Source organism: Chroococcidiopsis thermalis PCC 7203, assembly GCF_000317125.1.
Classification (GTDB): Bacteria; Cyanobacteriota; Cyanobacteriia; order Cyanobacteriales; family Chroococcidiopsidaceae; genus Chroococcidiopsis; species Chroococcidiopsis thermalis.
The window spans coordinates 1,966,464-1,988,179 of sequence record NC_019695.1; the positions used below are offsets into that span (position 1 = coordinate 1,966,464).

Below are 21,716 nucleotides of genomic sequence, written 5' to 3' on the forward strand. Positions count from 1 at the left end.
TGCTTGCAGGTAATTCCCTAGCGATCGCCTTCTAAACTACCTGTAGTAACTACCCGAATGACAGGTAAAAATGAGGGCAATTGGGTTAGTCGCACAGGCACGGACAACGGCGCGGATGGCAGTTGGCTACCCGATACTGCGGGTAATATCGCTGTATGTTACGGTCGTACCAATGGGAATGGTTTGTAGCGCCTGCCAAACTTGCAGTTGAAATGCAGTAGCTTTGACATCATAAGGCAAATTGGGGAAGAGCGAACGACCACTGAGATAATTTGTTAAAGATTCTACCTTTGACGTATTCTTGCATCGGCTAGTTGTAATAGATGGGGTTAAATCTCAACCAAAAGAAACTTCTGGAATATCTACTAAATCGGGCAACCAATTTTGACTGCTAGCTGCTGAATCGTCGCGATCGCGATCGCGCTGGCAACGAGTGGCAAATTGACAATATTCGCAGTTTTTATTTCCCTCTGGAATTTGCGGAAATGGTTCGCCTAGTTCGTAGCATTTCAACCAATAGGTAAATCTATGTAATAACTGCTGTAATTCTTTAGCTGTTTTTTCGTGTTTGGCTTGACTGTAGGTAAATTTAATTTGGTGTAACGATTTTGGCTGCGCTACTTCTAGAGAAGATGGGACATACCAATAAGTCATCGAAATCTGTTCTGGTAGGTAATCGCTGGTTGCGGCTAAGACATATAAATATAGCTTTGTCTGCCAATTCTTTTCGAGCTGAGCTTTTTTTGGTAATTTGGGGTTTGTCTTCCAGTCGAAAATTTGGGCTTGGCGATCGTCTGCGATTAATAAGTCGTAAATAACCGATAATAAATAATCTTGCACTTGCAGCGTGCGGTAATGTTCGCTTTCGCGAAAAATCTGCCGATTTGCATCTAGATTTAAAATTTCTGGTGCAGCAGTCGCAAAGGCATTCATCCAGTGTTGTAACTGGATTTCTTCCTGCACTAAAGATTCAATTGGCAAGCCCAATTCTCGCTGTTGCATCAGCAAGTGAAACCGACTTCCCCAAGCTTGTCTTTCTTGTTGTTCCGATGTCGTAGGCGAACCGAATAGATCTAAATAGGTATGTTGAAATTGACGCGGGCAACGTTCTAGCAAGTTGAGTTGTCCTTGAGATAGACGCATCATAGTGCGATCGCAGGCGATTTGATTCAAATTATTCTCCGTGTTCCCGATAATCTTCTGACGATTCAGGGTTGAGTTCCCAGCGTTCGAGATCGCGTTGCTGCAAATTTTTCCAGGTTTCTACTGGCTGTCCGTCTATTGAGGTAATCCCCATTGAATGCAACAGATTCTCAGTCACGCTTTGATCGGGGGTGGGATTGTCTCCCCCAACTGCTTCTTCACCGACAACCTCGGCTTGATACCAATCATCGTCAAGATCGCCGCCCGTCACGTCTTCACCATAGATCGATGGATTTTTCAAACGTTTCAGAATCGTACCGATTTCCGCGTCGCGATCGCTCAATTCCTCGAAGACTATGTCGATATTGTCCGTACCAATGAGATCTGCTAATAACAACTCTTCATTTTCAACTGATGGCTTTGATGAAGGGTTGACTGCATCAGAAGGATTTGTACCTGCCATAAGACTCGCTCCTTGCAGCCTAGATAAGAGATGGTTCTCTGTCTCTTGATACTTACAATTTTAACCCTAACTATGCCAGCTCTCAGTAATTTGTAATACTTAGCGTTATGGCTGTCATTTGTCATTTGTCATTTGTCGCTTGTCATTTGTCATTAAACTAACAGGCGATCGCCTCAATCTAACTCAACTTGCTTAATAAAATCAAGCGCGATCGATGCAAGTTTTTCGGGATGCCAAAGCATCCATTCATGATAACCTTCTTTAACAATAGTTAGCGTGGAATTTGGAATGAGATTAGCCATGTCTCGTGCTACAGATAATGGTGTAGTTAGATCTTTCTCCGACCATAATATTAAGCAAGGGGCTTTAATACTAGGCAATAAATGTGTCGAGTCTTGATACAATGAAATGAGTAAGGCATAAATAATATTTCCAGTATTAAATAAGAGATTATGAGTAAAGACTTTAGGAATATCAAAAAACTGTAACTTTAGCTTGGGAATAGAAATTTGAGCGGTCATCTCAATTGCTCTACGCGGTACAATTTCTGGAATAGATACAGATGGAATTCCCGTGCTATCTAATAAAACCAGACTTTTTACCCGCTCTGGAATGAGAGTAGCTAAAGTAATGGCAATTCCTCCACCTAACGAGTGTCCCACCAGATGCACTTGTGGAAGATTTAGTGCTTCTAAGAATGAAACAATGAATTTTGCATAGCTGTGGTAATCAGAAATTAGATTGTGGTAGGAGGAACGAGCAAAACTAGGTAAATCGGGAGCGATGACAGCGTGTTGTTCGGCGATGAGTTCTAAAACTTCTTGGTAAGGCTCGGATGAGATTCCCCAGCCATGTAAAAACAGAATGGGAGTTGAAGAATGCCGAACGCTTTGCTGATAAAAAATGCTGCAATCTTGCACTTGGATGCGATAGTCAACAAAATGATTTAAAGTTTTAGCACTCATATTTCAACTTGTCCTCTTGTTTCTTTGTCTTCCTTACTTTCTTTTTCTCCTTGCCATCGGTTGAGAATATCTTTAACCAAAACTTCTTTTAACCAAATTTGAGTCACGATTAATAATGGAATAGCAAGAAATAAGCCTAAAAAGCCGAACAAACTGGCAAATACAACGACAGCAAGAATAGTGAATACGGGTAATAAAGAAACTTCTCGTTGCATGATTATTGGTACGAGTACTAAACTTTCAAACTGCTGAATTGCTAGATATAAAACAATAACCGCTCCAGCTTTCCAAGGAGCGTCTAAAAGTGCCAGCAAAACCGGAGGAATGACGCTTAAAGTAGGTCCCACGTTAGGAATAAATTCCAATAAGCCTGCTATTAAAGCATTCACTAAAGGTAATGGAACTCCTAAAAGAGATAATCCAATAAAAGAGACGACTCCAATCCCTACCATTGCAAAGAGAGTGCCTTTAATCCAACCAACTAAAGAGTCTTCGCATTCTGAAAGAATTTCGTCCACTCGACGACGATAGAAAGCAGGAAAAGCAAGAATCAACGTGCGGCGATAGGGGACGGGATTGAGTAGCAGCATAATCGTGAGGACAAAAAATAGGAGGAAATTCACCACCGCTGCCAAAGAGTTATTCAACACGGTGACAAAGTTACCTAATATTCCCCCTACAAAAGACTGAAGTTGTTGAGTCAGATTGCTCAAGGGTGGGGCGGCTTCTAAAACTCGTCCGGGAATTAAGCTGCGTACCCAGTTATACCAGCCAAGCACCCGATCCGATATTTCTGGCAGGAGCTTTACCAACTGTTGCAATTGCTCTACAATGCGCGGCACGACGATCGCGAAAATCCCAGCCACGATCGCGAGTAAGGCAATAACCGTAATTGCTATGGCAATCCCGCGCTGGATACGATAGCGCTGAAGCAACCGCACGACTCGGTTGAGAACCGTTGCCAAGACAACAGCAGCGAATATGAGCAAAACAACTTGTCGCAGTTGCCACAGAACGTAGAGAGAGATAATCAGGGCGAGAAAACCAATCCATTGCCCGATCCGCACAGCACCGCCTCCATTTTTTGGCTATTGCCAGCAATTTTGCTGTTACTGTATGCCCTTGCCGCGATCGGTGTCTTCCTCCTTAGGGGGAAGGGAGCACAGGGGGACAAGGGGGACAAGGAGGACAAGGAGGACAAGGGGGACAAGGGGGACAAGGGGACCCCACGACCGAAGGGAGTGGGGATTAGGGGGCGAAGGGGGACAAGGGGGACAAGGGGGACAAGGAAGACAGGGGGGACAAGGGAGAATAATTATCAACAAATGACAATTATTAACTTCCCTAAAAAGTTTTCCGCCCCAATCCATTTAATATGTTATGGATATATGGATATTTGGTAAGTCGGTTCGCGTGCCTCTGCTGACCTGATACTACATGACATCTGATTCTGCCCATTCAGAACTAGTTCCAACTATTACTGCGCCTTCCCCAGAGGCGATCGCTAGTTTACAAGTTCGCCTCAAAAGTGAGGAAGGACGGCTGGTGTTAACGCTACCAGCAGAAGGAGAACCCTCGGCGCTCAACTGGTCGGATCTTTGGATACAGTTAAAACAACGGTTGCAGGGAGGCGATCGCTTCTGGCAACCAAATACGACTGTCGATCTCATGGCAGCGGATCGGTTGCTGGATGGCAGACAACTGAAGGCGATCGCTGATGCCTTGTGGGAAGTCCAATTGCAACTGCGACGTGTCTGTACGACGCGCCGTCAAACTGCTGTAGCCGCCGCTACCGCTGGTTATTGCGTCGAGCAACAAGCCCCACCAGTATCGGCAATCAATCAACTCCCGGCAGCATCGCCCGTGCCTTTAGCAGAACCGCTGTACTTACAAATGACCGTGCGATCGGGGACGGAAATTCGCCACCCTGGTACGGTCGTGATTTTGGGCGATCTTAACCCAGGTGGAAACGTCATTGCCGATGGAGACATTTTAGTCTGGGGGCGATTGCGGGGAGTTGCCCACGCAGGAGCCAGCGGTAATACTAAATGCCTAATTGTTGCCCTGCAAATGGAACCCACGCAGTTAAGAATTGCCGATTCTGTAGCTAGAGCGCCAACAACGATACCAGATCGGTTTTATCCTGAAGTTGCCTACGTTACACCCGAAGGCATCCGCATCACAAAAGCCGCTGATTTTTCTAAGTCCCAGTTTATATCTAAGCCATGACTCGCATCATCGTCACAACATCTGGAAAAGGAGGGGTGGGTAAGACTACCTTCACAGCCAACATTGGCATGGCACTAGCCCGCATGGGGCGCACGGTTGTCCTAGTCGATGCGGATTTCGGGCTGCGTAATTTAGACTTACTGCTAGGTCTAGAAAACAGGATAGTCTACACTGCCGTTGAAGTTGTCACTGGAGAATGTCGTTTAGAACAAGCCTTGGTTAAAGATAAACGCGAACCAAAACTAGTCCTGCTACCAGCCGCCCAAAATCGTACCAAAGAGGCAGTAACCCCAGAACAGATGAAACAACTGGTGGGGACTTTAACCAAAAGTTATGAGTACATAGTTATAGACTGCCCTGCCGGAATTGAAACGGGCTTTAAAAATGCGATCGTGGCAGCGCAAGAAGCAATCATTGTCACTACACCAGAAATCGCCGCAGTCCGCGATGCCGATCGCGTAGTCGGTCTATTGGAGGCGAACGGAGTCAAGCAGATTCAGTTAATCGTCAACCGCCTGCGCCCCGCGATGGTGCAAATGAATGATATGATGTCAGTGCAGGACGTGCAGGAACTTTTGGGCATTCCCCTATTAGGCGTAGTCCCAGAAGACGAGCGCGTGATCGTTTCCACTAATAGAGGCGAACCCCTGGTTTTAGCTGAAGACCCTACCCTAGCTGGTAAGGCATTTGATAATATTGCCCGCCGATTAGAAGGCGAAAAAATCGAATTTCTCGATCTCCATCCCGTGCATGAGGGTTTTCTTTCTCGTCTGCGCAAATTGTTGTGGACGAAACTAATTTAAGCCCCGATTTAACAACCTGCAACCTGCATCCAGATGCCATGTTTAGCGATCTTTTAGATAAAATTTTTTCTAATAATCCGAACGATAACAACAGTCGTTCTCAAGTCAAGCAACGGCTGCAATTAGTAATTTCCCACGATCGCAGTGATTTGAGTCCGCAAACAATCGAAAAAATGCGGCGGGAAATATTAGAAGTGGTTGGTCGGTACGTCGAACTGGATGTAGAAGGGATGGAGTTTTCTTTAGAAAACAACCAAAGAGCTACGGCTTTAATTGCTAATTTACCAATTCGGCGAGTGAAAACAGACGAATGAAACGTGGTAATTGGTAGTTGGTAATTGGTAGTTGACGATTGATAGTTCTTGCTCCTGTGCCCCTCTGCACCTGAAGCTCTCTTCCCCGACTCCCCTGTACGGGCGGGTTTTAAGTCACAATTTATAGACGGAAGCCGTGAATCTGCTGGCTAAACCCGCCCCTACGACTCCCGACTCTCGACTCCCGACTCCCTGATAACTGATAACTGATAACTGATAACTGATCGGTGGTACTCTGGAAGATGGCAAGTTTATGTCTGTCTGTAAAGATGGCAAACTCGCATCCGTCTGAATGATGGCAAGTTTGTAGATAAACTGTCCGACCGGATCTAAAACATAGCTGAAATCGAACTTAGGCGAGAGAATGGTCACCACCGCAGAAAAAACAGGTATTGGATACATTACACAAATCATTGGTCCTGTTGTAGACGTAAAATTCCCAGAAGGCAAACTGCCAGCGATCTACAACGCTCTGACTATCAAAAGCACCAATGAAGCTGGACAAGAAGTTTCTGTCACCTGTGAAGTGCAGCAACTTATGGGCGATCAACAGGTGCGTACAGTTTCCATGAGTTCCACCGATGGTCTAGTTCGCGGGATGGAAGCGGTTGATACAGGCGCTCCCATTTCCGTACCAGTAGGTAAGGCTACCTTGGGTCGAATTTTCAACGTCTTGGGCGAACCCGTAGATAACAGAGGACCTGTTAACACAGAAGAAAAATTCCCCATCCACCGCGAAGCACCCAAACTCGTAGATTTGGAAACCAAACCTTCCGTGTTTGAAACGGGGATCAAAGTGGTTGACCTACTCACACCCTATCGACGTGGTGGCAAGATCGGTCTGTTCGGTGGTGCTGGTGTCGGCAAAACCGTAATCATGATGGAGTTGATCAATAACATTGCAACTCAACACGGCGGTGTGTCGGTATTCGGTGGCGTGGGCGAACGCACCCGCGAAGGAAACGACCTTTACAACGAAATGATCGAATCTGGGGTAATCAATAAAGATGACCTCAACGAGTCGAAAATCGCTCTGGTTTACGGTCAAATGAACGAACCACCTGGAGCCAGAATGCGGGTGGGACTATCAGCGTTGACAATGGCTGAGTATTTCCGCGATGTCAACAAGCAAGACGTATTGCTGTTTATCGACAACATCTTCCGTTTCGTCCAAGCGGGTTCGGAAGTATCCGCACTACTAGGACGGATGCCTTCAGCGGTAGGATACCAACCCACTCTGGGTACGGACGTAGGCGAACTGCAAGAGCGGATCACTTCGACTACAGAAGGTTCTATTACCTCCATTCAAGCCGTTTACGTTCCAGCGGACGACTTGACCGACCCCGCACCAGCAACGACCTTCGCTCACCTAGACGGTACTACCGTACTGTCTCGTGGTTTGGCGGCTAAGGGCATTTATCCGGCTGTAGATCCACTGGGTTCTACTTCCACCATGTTGCAACCCAATATCGTCGGTGACGATCACTACGGTACAGCTCGCGCCGTTCAAGCTACCCTCCAGCGTTACAAAGAACTGCAAGACATCATCGCCATTCTGGGGTTGGATGAATTGTCGGAAGAAGACAGACTGACAGTCGCACGGGCGCGGAAGATCGAGCGCTTCCTCTCGCAGCCGTTCTTCGTAGCTGAAGTCTTCACTGGTTCTCCTGGTAAGTACGTGAAGCTAGAAGAAACGATTAAAGGCTTCAAGTCAATTCTGTCTGGAGAATTAGACAGCCTGCCAGAACAGGCTTTCTACATGGTAGGCAGCATTGAAGAAGCAGTCGCCAAAGCGGAAAAAATGAAAGGTTAGTGGCTAGTGGCTAGTGGCTGGTGGCTAGAAAAAGACTAACCACTAACCACTGCTCGCTACTCCTGTACGGGCGCACAGCTGTGCGCCCCTACTCACTATTTACTACTCACTACTCACTTTTCTATGACATTGACAGTTCGTGTAATTTCTCCAGACAAGACTGTTTGGGATGCTTCAGCTGAAGAAGTGATTTTACCCAGTACCACTGGACAACTGGGTATTCTCAGCGGACATGCTCCCTTATTAACTGCCCTCGATACTGCCGTGATGCGCGTTCGTCCTGAAAAAGGGCAAAGTTGGGTGGCGATCGCCCTGATGGGTGGATTTGCCGAAGTCGAGAGCGATGAGGTGACAATTCTCGTCAACGGTGCAGAACGTGGCGACAAAATCGATATGGAAGCCGCCCGTGCTGCATATAACGAAGCTCAAACTAAGCTCAACCAGGTTCAAGGCGCTTCTCGTCAAGAGCAGATCCAAGCAACTCAAGCGTTTAAACGCGCTCGGGCTAGGTTTCAAGCCGCAGGTGGTATGGTTACAGTTTAGTTGCTTCTATTGCCGATATTTCTATGTAGGGGCGCACATCTGTGCGCCCCTACGAATTTTACGCTTCTCAGAACGTAAAATCAAATTTGCTGGGTCTGCTGGTATTCCTCAGCTAGCATTAATTGCCAGCGAGTGTCTTCTGCTAAGTTTAGTACATACTTGTGATACTGCAACAAACTAGCACGGTGTCCGACACTAATTGTCGTAGTTTCCATTGCTTTGAGTTGTTGGTAAAGACGTTTTTCGTTAGCCAGATCCAACGCGCTTGTTGCTTCATCCAAGATCGCGTAGGCTGGTTGAGTCAGTAAAAGCCGCGCAAACGCAAGCCGCTGCTGCTCCCCTAAAGAAAGTACGTTCGCCCAGTCTAATTGAGCATCAAATCCCCCTACCCTTTCTGGTAAATCTGTTAAGTTGACTTGTGCTAATATTTGACGCAATTGCTCCTCATCAATTTGGCGATCTGTATGGGGATAAAGTAACTGGCTGCGTAAGGAACCTAATACCATGTAGGGACGTTGGGGCAAAAACAGCATTTCTTGGAGCTGCGGACGGGTAAGATGACCTGTACCCGCATTCCACAGCCCTGCGATCGCTCGTAAAATCGAACTTTTACCGCTACCGCTATTCCCCACTAATACTAGCCCTTCTCCTGGCTCTAAACTGAGCGATAAATCTTCAACTAAAGTTCTTTGATGGTTGGGAGTCAGCAGCGTCACGCGCTGCATGGCTAGTTTGGCAGCTTCTGTTACGTCGATTGTCGTCGATCCAGGCTGTACCTGAGATGGGTTTTCTAAAGCATTGGTAAGGCTGCTGAGACGCTCGACTCCCGCCGCGAAAGCTGTTAAGTTCTCAAACTGATCTACGACAATAGATAAGGCATTGAAAATTTGTCGAAAGGCGATCGCTGCTTGGGCAAACGTCCCGAATTCCGTGTTTCCGGCAAAGTAAATTGGTGCGACCACTAAATAAGGCAGTGCGTAAACAAAGTAGTTGTAGCTAGTAGTAAAAAAACCAAGATTTCGCTGCCAGCTAATTAATAAATCGAAGTTCCGAATTGCTGCAAGAAAACGCTGTCTCAACCCAATAGATTCTTCTGCTTCACCTTGATAAAAAGCAATTGATTCTGCGTTATCGCGGACGTGAATTAATCCATAACGAAAATCAGCTTCTTTTTTGAGCTGGTCGAAGTTAATACTAATTAGCCTTTGACCGATCCAAGCAGTGATAATTGTCCCTAAAATTGCATAGATTAGCAGGGAAATCGATAGAGAAACGGAAATAGATAGTAAAACAGCAGTGAAAGAAATTAATGTGATAACCGATGTCAAAATTAATAGCAGAAAAGTCAGGCTAGTACGGGTAAAAGCTCTAACATCCTCAGCAATTCGCTGGTCTGGGTTGTCGATATTTCCGTTAAAATTGAGCTGGTAGTAAGCTCGATTTTGCATGTATTTATTCAGAAAACGATTCGTCAGCCACTCTCGCCAAGCTAGTCCTAATTTATCTCGAAGATAGGCAAACATGACAACAATGGGAGTGCCGATCGCCAATAGCCCAATATAAATAAAAATGAATTGCCAAAAAGTTGACGCATCCTTAGTTTGAGGAAATCTTGCTAGGGATGTATCGATATTTCTAAAAATAAAACTAATGCTGACATTAATGGCATTAACGGCGAATGATAGCAAGAGCAATAACAGTAACAGTCCTCTTGCTTTCCACTTGCGTTCGGAAAACCAGTAAGGTTTGGCGATCGCCCAAAATTTTCTCCACAATCGACGGTCAAATCGGTTCTGTCTATTGGTTGCAACGCTCATCGCTAATCGAGGTTTAGATGATTTTAATCGTAGATAAACTACAGATTAACGCAGATGAACGCTAAAAACCGCCCCTACTGTACCGTGCTAGGTCATGTAAGGGCGGTTTTGGCGATCGCTTTTAGAAATGTTACACCGCAAGTTATCTTTAAGCGCTACCTGTAAAAGTAACTTCAGGAAATTTTGACTGAGCTTCGCCTAGCGGTCGCCGCCTGCCTTCCTCTTGCCAGTAGTTGATCACTTCCGTGGATTTATTGAGTAACTCCACGCGCTCTTGCTCCGTGATCCAGCTTTTTGATTCTAATTCCTTTTTCAACTCCTCCCAAGCATCATTGCGAGGCCAGAAAAAGTATTTGGTTAAGGGGCTTGTGCCTTTGCCCACGACCTGATCGACTGCTAAAGCAACGTTTTCTTCTAACCACAAAACTTTTAAGATAAACTTTGTCAATCCAACCTCCGCTCGTTCCGATTCAGCAAAACTACAAATAGGTGCAATCTATTACTATACCTTAATATCTAAATAAAATGAATCTTGTATCTTACATTCGGTTAACTCAGTACCGAGAGATAAAAAGCCGCTCTCAACCAAACACCGACATTTTGACTTTTAACTTCTGTACGGGCGGGTTTATCAAACAATTTTGACTAGGGCAAATATTTTCAGTGAACCCGTCCCTACAACTTTTGACTTCTTTTTGCAGGAGGTAACGATAAATTGACTCAGCAAACTAGGGCGATCGCAGTGTTTGATATTGATGGTGTCGTGCGCGATGTGAGCGCTTCCTATCGACGGGCGATCGCGGATACTGTAGAGTATTTTACGGCAGGTGCTTATCGTCCTACCCAGGCTGATATTGACCGCTTGAAGTCGGAAGGAATTTGGAATAACGATTGGGAAGCATCCCAAGAGTTAGTTTATCGCCACTTTGAGACCCGGGGAAAGGGGCGATCGCAGCTCGATCTAGACTATCCTACTCTAGTCGCCTATTTTCAATCTCTTTATCAAGGTACAGACCCGCAAAACTGGACGGGTTATATTTGCGATGAAACATTGCTGGTGCAACCTACGTATCTCGAACAATTGAGTGCGGCTGGTATTCCTTGGGGTTTTTTCAGTGGTGCGACTCGCGACGAGGCGAAATACGTCTTAGAACGTCTTGGTGTAGTATCTCCAGCCTTAATTGCAATGGAAGATGCACCAGGTAAACCCGATCCGACAGGATTGCTAGCTGTCGTGCATCAGTTAGAAGTCCAGCATCAGCTACCAGCAACAACCCCAGTTTTGTATGCAGGAGATACGGTAGCGGATATGTATACCGTCATCAAAGCCGCAGCACTTCAACCTCAACGTCAATGGATTGGGGTGGGTATTTTACCTCCTCACGTTCAAGCTATCAGCGATCGCTGCCAGAATTATACGGAAACTCTCAAATCTGCGGGTGCGGCGATCGTTTTTGGCAATGTTGAGGAACTCACACCAGCACAAATTCAGGCATTGCTACCAGTTTGAGTAATGATTTAGTGCAAGAAGGCAGGAGGTAGAAAGCAGAAGGTAGAAGAAAATAATGCTGACAGGCGTAATAAGACGATCGCGTTATTCAACTGTAAAGATTCTTTTGCTACATAGCACTAGTCTGTATTACCTTTGCGTGCGAAGTTTTTGGATATCTTTGAAGAGTGCCGACTTAAATTCGTATCCCAGTAGTTGCTTAAGTTTAGGTGTTGCACGGTCTACAACCTCTTGTTGCAAACCAGAGCGAGCTAATTCTGCTTCTACTGTACTCAAAAGATCGGGAATCACAACGTAACCTTTCCCGTTAATAATTTCGTCTACCAAACTTGCAACTGCCATATCAAATTTCTCCCGATCGCGGTGTAATTTTGTTGAATGGGAAATTTTATGCTTCAACTAACATTAGCAAGGACGGGTTTACCTGTAGATATAGCTTGTTCGATAATATCGGCAGCGCGAGTCACGCCACCAGCTTTTTGAATTGCCTGTTGCAATCTTGCCGCATTTTGTTTGTAAGAATTTTCGGTGAATACTTTTTGAATAGCTGCTTTTAACTTGGGAACGTTCAAGCGAGATAATGGTACGTATTCCCCTACCCCAGTCCAAGCAATTCTTGCGGCTACACCTGGTTGATCGTTTGTCACTGGAATTGCCACCATCGGTACTCCATATTTCAAGCATTCCATCGTTGTATTCATGCCTGCGTGAGTAATCATCAAAGTTGCTTTTTTGAGTATTTCTAGTTGGGGTGCATACTCGACGACTACGGGATTTCCAGGTAATTTTGGTAATGATTCTGGACGAGCAGAACCACCCAATGAAATGACTAATTGAGCATCCAATCCTTCACAAGCTGATGCAATTTGCTGAAAAATTCCAATCAAACGATTTTGTAACGTTCCCATCGAAGCATAAATCAAGGGCTTTTCAGTCAAATTTTCGTAGGGGAAAGGCACAGGCTCTCGACTAGCAGAAGAATGATACGAGCCAGTGAAATGGAACCAAGAAGGTAATTTCTCTCTAGGAAATTCAAATTCGGCAGGGGCTTGACTGATTTGAGCTAATCGAGAGTACGCATCATTGGGGTGAGCGTGTAAGGGCAATTTCCACTCTCGGCGATATTCTTGAATAACGGTTCGAGTAGGACGAGCAACGCGATTTAATAACGCATAACCTGCTCGGTTGCGTAAACGCGCCCACCAAGCAGGGCTATACTGCCAAAGAGTGTTAAAAGGAGGAACGCTAGGTTCTCGATTCAGCACCACGGCACTGCACACGGTCACAAAAGGAATACCTAGAAAATCTGCAACAGTACCTCCTTCTCTAGAACCTTGGTTTACGAGCAAGGCTTCTACATTGGATGCTTGGAGTAAGTCTGGGGCATCCCGCAGGGTAACAGTCGCCAAATTTTTCAGCAGATTAATAGTATATGCCAACGCTGCTAATCCACTCAGTTTTCCCAGTTGGGCAAAAGATTCTGCCATTGCACCTTCTGGAAACTCATCCTCGCCTACTACCTGGAATTCTAATCCTGCTACTAATACTTTAGGTCGAGCGTCCAGTATCCCGATTACAGTGACGCGATGACCCCGCCGTTGAAGTTCCTGTCCCAGCGGAAGCATGGTATTGAGGGGTCCTGTTGAGCTGGGACAAATGATTCCAAAATGAGTCATAAACTACTGCGTAGATTAAGTTATATAGCTTTGGCTGAGTTATTAAGCAATGCGATCGCATCACCAACAACTCTCCTTGTATTTAACTTCAATCCCCAACAGTCTTATTACTTCAATTGTGACGATTTTTTCACAACCACCAATTCACTAAGGCTAATTCATGCCTTAAATAGCAAAAGACGCGGAATTTCGCGTCTTTTGCTATGTTAATTTATTTTGATTGGCAGCTATACAGTCGAGAAAATGCCCCGAGCTAATGCTACAAGCATCGTTCTCCCCTGCTATCTCGTACTAGCTTACTGTCCGTCTCCACCAGTAATTTTATTAATGGTATTAGCCGTACCTTCAACTGCATCAGCTACACCCTGGACTGCCTTAGATACAACACTACCCTCCTGCATCTGTTGAGCTTGAGGTGATTTCATCGTACCGTGAAGTTTTGGATCGGGTTGAGGAAGATTTGGTTCTGGTCCTATTGGCTGCGGATTTGCTACATACTCAAACTGACCTTTACCGTCGATTGAAGCACCTTTCGCCCAACGACCTTGAGCGCTTTCTTCTCCCTCAGAGTGATTCCAGAACTGATAAGCGTTCTCTTTCTTCCCATATTCATACGCGATCTTGGGAACAACTGTTTCCTCAAATCCTTCGCTTTTCAGATCTTCAATTGCCGCTAACCACTGGTTTTGATGCATGGTGTCGCGGGCAATATTGAAACTGAGCATGTCTCTTACACCTGGGTCGTCTGTCATTTCGTACAACCGTACAGCCTGTAAAAGACCCTGAGATTCGGCGTGAAGATTAGAGCGGAAGTCTGCCAACAAGTTGCCACTAGCAACAATAAAGCGTCCGTTCCAAGGAAAACCTACGCTATCCGCTGGCATTGCCCCCCCACCCGAAACAGTGGCGTGTTGAGGATTCATTGCCGCTGCCATAATCACATCTCGCGGACGAACGCCACCCATGACCGCACCAACGACTGGATCTTTTGCCCCATCTTCTTGCATATTGACTGGTGCTTTATCCAACAAATGAGCAACCATCGTTGCTAGCATTTCAACGTGACCGATTTCCTCAGTTCCAATGTCTAATAGCATATCGCGGTACTTAGCGGGTCCCCGGCAGTTCCAACCTTGGAATAGGTACTGCATCATCACGGTCATTTCGCCAAAAGAACCGCCAATTAGTTCTTGCAGCTTTTTTGCATAGGCAGCATCGGGTTTTGCTGGTGGAGTGAAATACTGTAGCTGCTTCTTGTGATAAAACATGAAGATCTCCTGAAAAAATTTTACTGAGCGACGCGATCGGTTGTAGTGCGATCTATATTTTGACTGGCGAAATTTTGTTGCTAGAATTTTGTTGCATTACCCTATCTAGGTAACTACTGACTCACTTCTTTTTCCTCAACCTACAGACAGAATGACGGAATTCAACTGAAAGAGATAGGTATTATTATTTAGGTTTAGTTGCTCTATTCTTTTTTGAAAACTAGAATATTTTTAATCGAACAAAGTTTCCTTGCAGAGTGGGTGCTATCCAATCTGAATTTCAATTTCACATATTAAGTAAGACTGCTATGCTTTAAAGATAGTGTTAAAATTCATCTGCCGATACAGCAATCTGGCGATCGAATAGAATTTACGGCAGCGAACTCAAGAAAATAAACTGAAACTACTGTAAGATACGCTCTATCAAATAGTGCAGCCGCTATTAAATAGTAGCGGCTGAAAGCTTTATTCCTCACTAACAAATCTTATTCATCTCTTCCGTGAACCTGTGACGGAGGACTAGTAGCTTCGACAGCAGTAAAAGGTTCCAAAATTTTATAAGTATGAGATGCACCTTTAGGTACAACCCAAGAATCTCCAGGTTCTAGTAATACCATTTGACCTTCAAGATGTAACTCTGCCTTACCGCTAATTACATAGCCAACGGTTTCATAGTCTCTTGTCGTGGGAGATTTAGTTTCTGCTGGTTGTTCGTTTTCCCACAAACGCATCGAAAGAGATTTACCGGAAGCTAAATACTTCTGTCCCTGCTTACCATGAGGGGAACTACTAGAATCTACCTTTTTAACACTGGTATCGCTCATATTTTCATCTCCCATAGAATTTGCGATTGCACTGCCTGCTCTTTTCCATCCCATCTCGATTTCTGCTTTAGCGCATCATCCTTAATTGGTAATTGGTTGTTATAAGTGGCTAGTGGCTGGTGGCTAGTGGCTGGAATCTTTTCTAGCTTAAATTTAACAGTTCGATATTTGGAAAAGTCGATCGGTTAGTGGCTAGTGGCTGGAATCTTTTCTAGTCACCAGTCACCAGTCGCTAGTCACTCTCTACTGTCAACTGATATCGTGCGACCTGTGCGTGCCGCTTCGTAAATTGCTAACATCAATCTCACATCCTGTAAGCCTTCTTCACCAGGAGTTTTCGGTTGCCGATCTTGCATGACCGATTCAGAAAGATGATCCATCTCTAGGGCAAACTGGTTTTGTTCCTGAATCTGCCGTTCTTCTTGTACCTTTTCTCGTTTTACAGTTAATTGATGCCGATAGTAATCTGTAGCAGGGTCGAGTTCGAGCGTACCATTACTACCAAATACCTGAAAGCGTTTGGTACTGGAGTAGCCATAACTAGAAGTACAGTTGGCTAGCACGCCGCTAGGGAAACGCAAAATGAAGTTAACGTTCTCCTCCACTTCCTTGAAGCGAGGATCGTTGGGAGTGCTATAGGTCATAGCACAGACTTCTGTAGGTTCTTCGCCTGTAATGTAACGCGCAGCCTGTAAGCTGTAGATCCCAATATCAAATAGCGAACCACCACCAGCCAGTTTCTTATTCATCCGCCAGACATCCGCTGGATCTTTGGGGTCGAGGTTGCGCCCGTGGTCGGCGACGATCGCCTTGAGTTGACCGAGTTGTTTTTTCTGCGCGATCGCGATCGCCTCTAAGTTGAAAGGTTCGTATTGAGCGCGGTAAGCTATCATCAACTTGCGGTTTGCTTGATTACAAGCAGCAATCATCGCCTGACACTCTTCTACCGTATTTGCCATCGGCTTTTCACATAAAATATGCTTTCCTGCTTGTGCGCCACGGATAGTATATTCAGCGTGTAAACCGTTGGGTAGAACTATATAGATAATGTCTACTTCTGGATTATTCCGAAGGGAATCGTAATTTTCGTAATTGTAAATATTTTTAGGATTGACATTATATTGCCGCGCATAATTTTCAGCTTTAGCGCGATCGCCACTCACCAACGCCACTAATTTTGACTGCTTGCACTGCGAAAATGAAGGAATAATTTGTTGCGTAGCAAATTTACCCAACCCGACAACAGCCCAACCGAGTTTCTTTTCGTCGGGTATTGGTGGTTCTTTAGCTGGTTTATAAGCGGGCTGGGCGATCGCAGGTGAATTTCGCGTTACCACTCCCGCCACTCCTACACCCAAAATTCCCATCCCAGAACCAATTATTTGCCTGCGCGTGAGGAGATTTTTGACTGCATTCAACATATATTTTTTTGCCCTGTAATTGTTAGTAGGGGCGCACAGCTGTGCGCCCCTACAGATTGTTATCGCAACAGCACTGGTTTCGCATTAATGCGGGTACGAAACAGACTGTATGGTTTTTCGCGCAAATCTTTCTTCTGATGGAACTGGGGCTGACGGTGAAGTTGATTGGCAATGAAATAGAGGTAGCCGTCATTGGCGACAGACAGCGTATCAGCCCATAAAACGCGAGGATCGTGAACTACAGTTTCATACATCCCATCAGGCGATCGCCGCAAAATTGCATTATGCTCGTAGTTGGTCAGATAAACTCGATTTTGAGCATCCGACTCTAAGCCATCAGATGCACCGCCTTTATCTCCCAAATCTTGTACGGTCGCTGCTACTTCTTTGTCGCTTAATTTCTCATCGACTAAAGCATCAACGCTGACACTATATAACCTTCTTCCAGCTAAATTACAGTAAAATAACTGTTTCCCATCGGCACTGATTGCAATTCCATCCGCACCAATTGTAATTGGGCTGGGTGGCTTGTCTGGCGGACGGTTCATCAACGGTTGTCCCTCCACTACTGGGAGAAAATTCGGTTCTGCTTTCGTAGAAGGATGGTCGTTCAGCCGCCGCCAACTTTTACCAGAATCTAAATCGACAACAATAATGGCATTAGCACCGTTACCGGAAGAATCGGTAATAAAAGCCATCCCTGCTTTACCGCGCCGTAAATCGAAGCGGATATCGTTCAAATAGGTAGTCGGTAGCGCTACATCTTGGGGAAACAAGATAGTCTTAAAAATTCGATTTTGTTTCAGATTTATCCCGATTAATTTCGGTCCCCCATAAGCAGTAGGTGCAAACTGAATGCTGCCAGTATCCAAGATCCACAAACGGTCTAAAGGATCGACAACCACACTTTGAACAGAAACGAGTGACTTCGATTGGTCTTTTTGAGGGCGATTGAATTTGGCGTTGGGATAAGCTACGACTTTACCCCTGACTATCTCCGCTACCGTATAATCTACTTTGTCTCCCCAGCGAGGGAAGTTAACAAAAATTCTCCCCCTTTGAGACACTGTTACTCCGGTCGGCATAGCACCGTTAAACGAAGCTACCGATTCAATCTTGCCCACGGTCTTTTCCTGCGGTAAGGCATAAGCCGGAGGAACAAAAGCAAGAAACAATAAACTCGATAAAAGCAGACAGAAGAATTTTTGTCGCAAGCTGTGCCAAAACATAGTTTTTTCTTTGGTAGTTACTGGTTGGTAATTGGCAAGTCGCAACTACCAATTACCCATTACCAATTACCTATTACCAATTTCAAGGCTTCAACACAACTTTGATACAATTATCTTTTTTATGCTTGAAGATATCGTAGGCGTGGGGTGCTTGTTCTAAGGGAAGAGTATGAGTGATGATGAACGTTGGATCGATGTCACCGTTTTGAATGTGTTCTAGTAGTGGTTTTAAGTACCGATGGACGTGGGTTTGTCCCATCTTGAATGTCAAACCTTTGTTCATTGCCGCACCCATTGGGATTTTATCGAGGAAACCACCATACGCCCCTGCGATCGAGACATGACCTGCTTTCCCGCAAGCAACGATCGCATTACGTAAGGCTGTGGGTCGGTCTGTTTCCAATCGCACGACTTGTTTTGCTTTATCGAACAAGTTCATAAAATCAGTACCGTGCGCCTCTAGTCCTACGGCATCAATTACCGCATCGGGACCGCGCCCGCCAGTCATTTCTTTTAACGCTTCCCCAACATCCACTTCTTCGTAGTTAAGTACGTCGGCTTTACCCTGTTCCTTAGCCATTTGCAAGCGTTCTGGGATGCGATCGATCGCGATAACTTTTTCCGCACCCAGCATATACGCACTCTTAATCGCGAACTGTCCTACCGGACCACAACCCCAGACAGCAACGATATTACCAGGCTTAATATGACAATTCTCTGCTGCCATGTAGCCAGTGGGAAAGATATCGGTTAAGAATAATACTTGCTCGTCTGTCAGCCCATCAGGAATCTTAAATAACCCGACATCGGCAAATGGGACTCGCGCGTACTCCGCTTGTCCGCCAGCATAACCGCCGAAGATATGAGAGTAGCCAAATAGACCAGCTGGTGAATGTCCCATCAGCTTCTCTGCCATCCAACCGTTGGGGTTAGAATTATCGCACAACGACCACAGATCGCGATTGCAGAAAAAGCAGTTACCGCAAGAAATTGTAAAAGGAACGACGACGCGATCGCCGACTTTTACATTCTTAACCGCACTCCCAACCTCAACCACTTCTCCCATAAATTCGTGACCGAGGATATCCCCTTTCTCCATAGTGGGGATAAAGCCATTATAAAGGTGCAAATCCGAACCGCAGATTGCTGTTGACGTAATTTTGACAATTGCATCGCGGGGATTTGCAATTTTAGGATCGGGGACTGTATCTACCTTGACATTCTTTTCCCCGTGCCAGCAAACTGCTTTCATAATTAATGAGTGAGTAGGAAGTAGTTTTTTATTTGTCCTTTGTCATTAGTCGTAAGTCAATTGGTAATACGTTTCTTACTTACGACTTACGACTTACGACTTAATTTGTATTTTGCTGATAAGAACCTTGCTCTTTTCCAGTGACGGGCTTAACTGTTTTTTCCACGTTTTTCTGAGCAGAATTCAAAACTTCTTTCGTACCAGGATCGAGTGGCTCATCTAAATTGAGCTTTTCTCGAACATTTTCAGCAGTTTCTTTGAGGCTTTCCTTAGCCTTTTCAAGCGGATTTCCTCGATTCATTTCAGTTCCAGGCTGCTTTGCTTGATATGCTCTAGCTTCAGGTGTTACTGTTTCAGCTCTAGCAGACAAATTACTGTTATAGCCAAATTGCAGTATAGAAACAGTCAGCCCTACCAAAAAAACAATTGTTACCTGACGAAAAAGGGAAATTAATTTCTTCATTGTCATCCTCTACTTTTACTTTTCAAGTGTTAATTATAATTACCAATTACCCATTACCAATTACCCATCTACGGTTTCAGTACAACTTTGATACAGTTGTCTTTCTTTTGTTGGAAAATGTCGTAGCCGTGGGCAGCTTGTTCGAGGGGTAATTGATGCGTGACAACGCGGGAGGGATCGAATTTCTCTTCCAGAATCATCTTGAGCAACAAATGCATATATTTTTGTCCGTGCATTTGTCCCATTCTGAAAGTTAAAGCTTTATTGAATGCTGCACCAAAAGGCATCTTATCTACAAAGCCACCGTAGACACCCATAATTGAAAGAGTTCCACCTTTACGACAAGATAGAATCATTTGTCGCAAAACATGCGGACGGTCGGTTTCTAGCTTTAATTTCTGCTTAGTCTGGTCGTAAAAGTCTTCAAAGCCAACTCCGTGCGCTTCCAAGCCTACAGCATCAATACAAGCGTCGGGACCCATACCCCCCGTCATTTCTCTCAAAGCTTCGCCTGCATCTACTTCTTCGTAGTTAATTACTTCTGCTTTAGCGAAATTTTTGGCTAATTCTAAGCGTTCGGGGAAGCGATCGATCGCAATCACTTTTTCTGCACCCATCATGTAGGCGCTAATCATGGCAAATTGCCCGACTGCACCGCAGCCCCACACTGCTACTGTATCCCCAGGTTGAATGTCACATAACTCAGCTCCCATGTAACCTGTAGGAATGGCATCGGAGATAAATAGTAACTTTTCGTCTGGTATGTCCTTAGGGACTTTGACCACATCTACATCGGCAAATGGGACGCGCACGTACTCTGCTTGCGCCCCAGCATATCCACCGAAAGCATGGGAGTATCCATAAATCGCTGAGGTGATATTGCCAAACAACTTCTCTTCAACCCAACCGTTAGGGTTAGAGTTATCGCACAGCGACCACATATCGTGTTGGCAATAATAGCAACCACCACAACCGATTGTAGAAGGAACGACGACGCGATCGCCGACTTTTAAGTTGTTAATTCCTCTACCAACTTCGACCACTTCCCCCATAAATTCGTGACCGATAATGTCACCTGGTTGCACGGTGGGAATGTAGCCGCCGTAAATGTGCAAGTCAGAACCGCAAATTGCAGTAGAGGTAATCTTTAAAATCACATCGCGAGGATTAAGAATTTTCGGATCGGGTACGGATTCCACCCGCACATCATTTGCGCCGTGCCAGCAAACTGCTTTCATACTCACTTTTAGTTGTTGGTTGTTGGTTGATAGCTGATGGTTGATGGTTGACTATCAACCGCCTTTTGGTTGTCCTTCAGTGGTAGCAATTTCACCTGCTTCCATGAGCATTTTGAAGCGGCGCAGGTCGTCACCAATTTGTTGTTCCGGTTCCTCACCAAAGAGTTTGGCGATCGCCGATGCTAAGACTCCGCCTGGTGGCGCGTATTCAATGACTACTTTTACTTCCGTACCGCGATTTCCTGGTGCTGGCTTAAATCTGACAAAACCAGAATTGTCTACATCTGCCCCTTCTACCGAAGTCCAGGAAATAAATTCGTTTTCGCGGTCTTCAATAATTTCTGCATCCCATTCAACACTTGCACCTAAAGGTGCATTTGCTACCCAATGAGATCGCTTGTTGTCGTACACCTCTACTGACTTGAGATGTTTCATAAAAGTTGGCAGATATTTGAAATCATGCCAGTAACGATACAGCTCATCAGCAGGCTTATTTATCGTTACCGTCTTTTCTACCTTAATTGCTTGGTTTAAACCCAATGCTTGTTGCATATCGCCCTTTTCCGTTGCTGCTTTATATGCCAATCCACCACCTGCGATCGCCAACAAAGCACCCCGTAGCGATCGCTGTTGTAACCCCATCAGTACCATTGCACCACCACCAATCAGTGATGCCCAGCGCCCGATTTCGTTACTATCTCCCTGTCCTTGCTGATTCTCTACCGTCGAAGCCACCTTCTCTGTC

General features: G+C 45.3%; 25 protein-coding genes. 7 read left to right on the forward strand and 18 right to left on the reverse strand.

What is annotated here, in order from left to right:
- Positions 1–126: 126 nt before the first annotated feature.
- From CHRO_RS35040 to CHRO_RS08730, 5 genes are all read right to left on the reverse strand, one after another.
- Positions 127–240: an MGMT family protein gene (locus CHRO_RS35040; RefSeq protein WP_199197710.1), complete on the reverse strand. Its 114-nt coding sequence runs from the start codon at positions 238–240 to the stop codon at positions 127–129.
- A 96-nt stretch (positions 241–336) separates the two neighbouring features.
- Positions 337–1,143 carry a PD-(D/E)XK nuclease family protein gene (locus tag CHRO_RS08715; RefSeq protein WP_084739205.1) on the reverse strand — a complete coding sequence of 269 codons (807 nt, stop codon included), beginning with the start codon at positions 1,141–1,143 and terminating at the stop codon, positions 337–339.
- A gap of 31 nt (positions 1,144–1,174) precedes the next feature.
- Positions 1,175–1,606: a DUF6335 family protein gene (locus CHRO_RS08720; protein ID WP_015153835.1), complete on the reverse strand. Its 432-nt coding sequence runs from the start codon at positions 1,604–1,606 to the stop codon at positions 1,175–1,177.
- 173 nt (positions 1,607–1,779) lie between these two features.
- Entirely contained in the window at positions 1,780–2,571 is a 792-nt protein-coding gene (locus tag CHRO_RS08725) for an alpha/beta fold hydrolase (RefSeq protein WP_015153836.1), read from the reverse strand.
- Entirely contained in the window at positions 2,568–3,638 is a 1,071-nt protein-coding gene (locus tag CHRO_RS08730) for an AI-2E family transporter (protein WP_015153837.1), read from the reverse strand. Before CHRO_RS08730 ends, CHRO_RS08725 begins: the two co-directional genes overlap by 4 nt.
- Between CHRO_RS08730 and CHRO_RS33250 the strand changes: the two genes are divergently transcribed.
- Genes CHRO_RS33250 through minE form a run of 4 tightly spaced genes read left to right on the forward strand, consistent with a single transcriptional unit; the run spans position 3,624 to position 5,917 of the window.
- Entirely contained in the window at positions 3,624–3,974 is a 351-nt protein-coding gene (locus tag CHRO_RS33250; RefSeq protein WP_219336116.1) for a hypothetical protein, read from the forward strand. The two genes, CHRO_RS08730 and CHRO_RS33250, sit on opposite strands and share 15 nt — an antisense overlap.
- 34 nt (positions 3,975–4,008) lie before the next feature.
- Positions 4,009–4,800 (forward strand): septum site-determining protein MinC, encoded by a 792-nt coding sequence (gene minC / locus CHRO_RS08740; protein WP_015153838.1) that lies wholly within the window; start codon positions 4,009–4,011, stop codon positions 4,798–4,800.
- Positions 4,797–5,603 carry a septum site-determining protein MinD gene (gene minD, locus CHRO_RS08745; protein WP_015153839.1) on the forward strand — a complete coding sequence of 269 codons (807 nt, stop codon included), beginning with the start codon at positions 4,797–4,799 and terminating at the stop codon, positions 5,601–5,603. Before minC ends, minD begins: the two co-directional genes overlap by 4 nt.
- Positions 5,604–5,641: 38 nt before the next feature.
- Positions 5,642–5,917, forward strand: a complete 276-nt coding sequence (gene minE, locus CHRO_RS08750; protein WP_041462942.1) for a cell division topological specificity factor MinE — start codon at positions 5,642–5,644, stop codon at positions 5,915–5,917.
- 114 nt (positions 5,918–6,031) lie between these two features.
- Here the strand turns inward: minE and CHRO_RS31890 are convergent, their stop codons facing one another.
- Entirely contained in the window at positions 6,032–6,289 is a 258-nt protein-coding gene (locus tag CHRO_RS31890; RefSeq protein ID WP_127024054.1) for a hypothetical protein, read from the reverse strand.
- On the opposite strand from CHRO_RS31890, the gene atpD reads away from it, so the two are divergent.
- Together atpD and atpC are read left to right on the forward strand one after the other, a co-directional pair.
- Positions 6,282–7,730: a F0F1 ATP synthase subunit beta gene (atpD, locus tag CHRO_RS08755; RefSeq protein WP_015153841.1), complete on the forward strand. Its 1,449-nt coding sequence runs from the start codon at positions 6,282–6,284 to the stop codon at positions 7,728–7,730. The two genes, CHRO_RS31890 and atpD, sit on opposite strands and share 8 nt — an antisense overlap.
- 123 nt (positions 7,731–7,853) lie before the next feature.
- Positions 7,854–8,273, forward strand: a complete 420-nt coding sequence (atpC, locus tag CHRO_RS08760) for an ATP synthase F1 subunit epsilon (protein WP_015153842.1) — start codon at positions 7,854–7,856, stop codon at positions 8,271–8,273.
- A gap of 80 nt (positions 8,274–8,353) precedes the next feature.
- Here the strand turns inward: atpC and CHRO_RS08765 are convergent, their stop codons facing one another.
- Together CHRO_RS08765 and CHRO_RS08770 are read right to left on the reverse strand one after the other, a co-directional pair.
- Complete coding sequence (locus tag CHRO_RS08765) at positions 8,354–10,090, reverse strand: ABC transporter ATP-binding protein/permease (protein WP_015153843.1); 1,737 nt, start codon at positions 10,088–10,090, stop codon at positions 8,354–8,356.
- Between the two features lie 148 nt (positions 10,091–10,238).
- Positions 10,239–10,538 (reverse strand): 30S ribosomal protein PSRP-3, encoded by a 300-nt coding sequence (locus CHRO_RS08770; RefSeq protein WP_015153844.1) that lies wholly within the window; start codon positions 10,536–10,538, stop codon positions 10,239–10,241.
- Between the two features lie 267 nt (positions 10,539–10,805).
- Here CHRO_RS08770 and CHRO_RS08775 point away from each other — a divergent pair, with 267 nt between their 5' ends.
- Positions 10,806–11,600 (forward strand): TIGR01548 family HAD-type hydrolase, encoded by a 795-nt coding sequence (locus CHRO_RS08775; protein WP_015153845.1) that lies wholly within the window; start codon positions 10,806–10,808, stop codon positions 11,598–11,600.
- A 129-nt stretch (positions 11,601–11,729) separates the two neighbouring features.
- On the opposite strand, the gene CHRO_RS08780 is transcribed toward CHRO_RS08775, so the two are convergent.
- The 10 genes from CHRO_RS08780 to CHRO_RS08825 all read right to left on the reverse strand — a co-directional run bounded on the left by CHRO_RS08780 (position 11,730) and on the right by CHRO_RS08825 (position 21,706).
- Complete coding sequence (locus CHRO_RS08780) at positions 11,730–11,942, reverse strand: hypothetical protein (RefSeq protein WP_015153846.1); 213 nt, start codon at positions 11,940–11,942, stop codon at positions 11,730–11,732.
- A 53-nt stretch (positions 11,943–11,995) separates the two neighbouring features.
- Positions 11,996–13,276: a glycosyltransferase gene (locus CHRO_RS08785; RefSeq protein ID WP_015153847.1), complete on the reverse strand. Its 1,281-nt coding sequence runs from the start codon at positions 13,274–13,276 to the stop codon at positions 11,996–11,998.
- A 296-nt stretch (positions 13,277–13,572) separates the two neighbouring features.
- Positions 13,573–14,544, reverse strand: a complete 972-nt coding sequence (locus tag CHRO_RS08790) for a manganese catalase (RefSeq protein WP_015153848.1) — start codon at positions 14,542–14,544, stop codon at positions 13,573–13,575.
- Between the two features lie 485 nt (positions 14,545–15,029).
- Positions 15,030–15,368 (reverse strand): cupin domain-containing protein, encoded by a 339-nt coding sequence (locus tag CHRO_RS08795; RefSeq protein ID WP_041462945.1) that lies wholly within the window; start codon positions 15,366–15,368, stop codon positions 15,030–15,032.
- 236 nt (positions 15,369–15,604) lie between these two features.
- Positions 15,605–16,789, reverse strand: coding sequence for a Gfo/Idh/MocA family protein (locus CHRO_RS08800; protein WP_015153850.1), 1,185 nt, complete (start codon positions 16,787–16,789; stop codon positions 15,605–15,607).
- Positions 16,790–16,848: 59 nt separating this feature from the next.
- Entirely contained in the window at positions 16,849–18,018 is a 1,170-nt protein-coding gene (locus tag CHRO_RS08805; protein WP_015153851.1) for an L-dopachrome tautomerase-related protein, read from the reverse strand.
- Between the two features lie 82 nt (positions 18,019–18,100).
- Positions 18,101–19,270 (reverse strand): zinc-dependent alcohol dehydrogenase, encoded by a 1,170-nt coding sequence (locus CHRO_RS08810; protein ID WP_015153852.1) that lies wholly within the window; start codon positions 19,268–19,270, stop codon positions 18,101–18,103.
- A 100-nt stretch (positions 19,271–19,370) separates the two neighbouring features.
- Positions 19,371–19,733 (reverse strand): hypothetical protein, encoded by a 363-nt coding sequence (locus CHRO_RS08815; protein ID WP_015153853.1) that lies wholly within the window; start codon positions 19,731–19,733, stop codon positions 19,371–19,373.
- A 68-nt stretch (positions 19,734–19,801) separates the two neighbouring features.
- Positions 19,802–20,971, reverse strand: coding sequence for a zinc-dependent alcohol dehydrogenase (locus CHRO_RS08820; RefSeq protein ID WP_015153854.1), 1,170 nt, complete (start codon positions 20,969–20,971; stop codon positions 19,802–19,804).
- A gap of 54 nt (positions 20,972–21,025) precedes the next feature.
- The gene (locus tag CHRO_RS08825) at positions 21,026–21,706 is read right to left on the reverse strand and encodes an SRPBCC family protein (RefSeq protein ID WP_015153855.1); all 681 of its coding nucleotides are present in this window, start codon (positions 21,704–21,706) and stop codon (positions 21,026–21,028) included.
- Between the last annotated feature and the right edge of the window lie 10 nt (positions 21,707–21,716).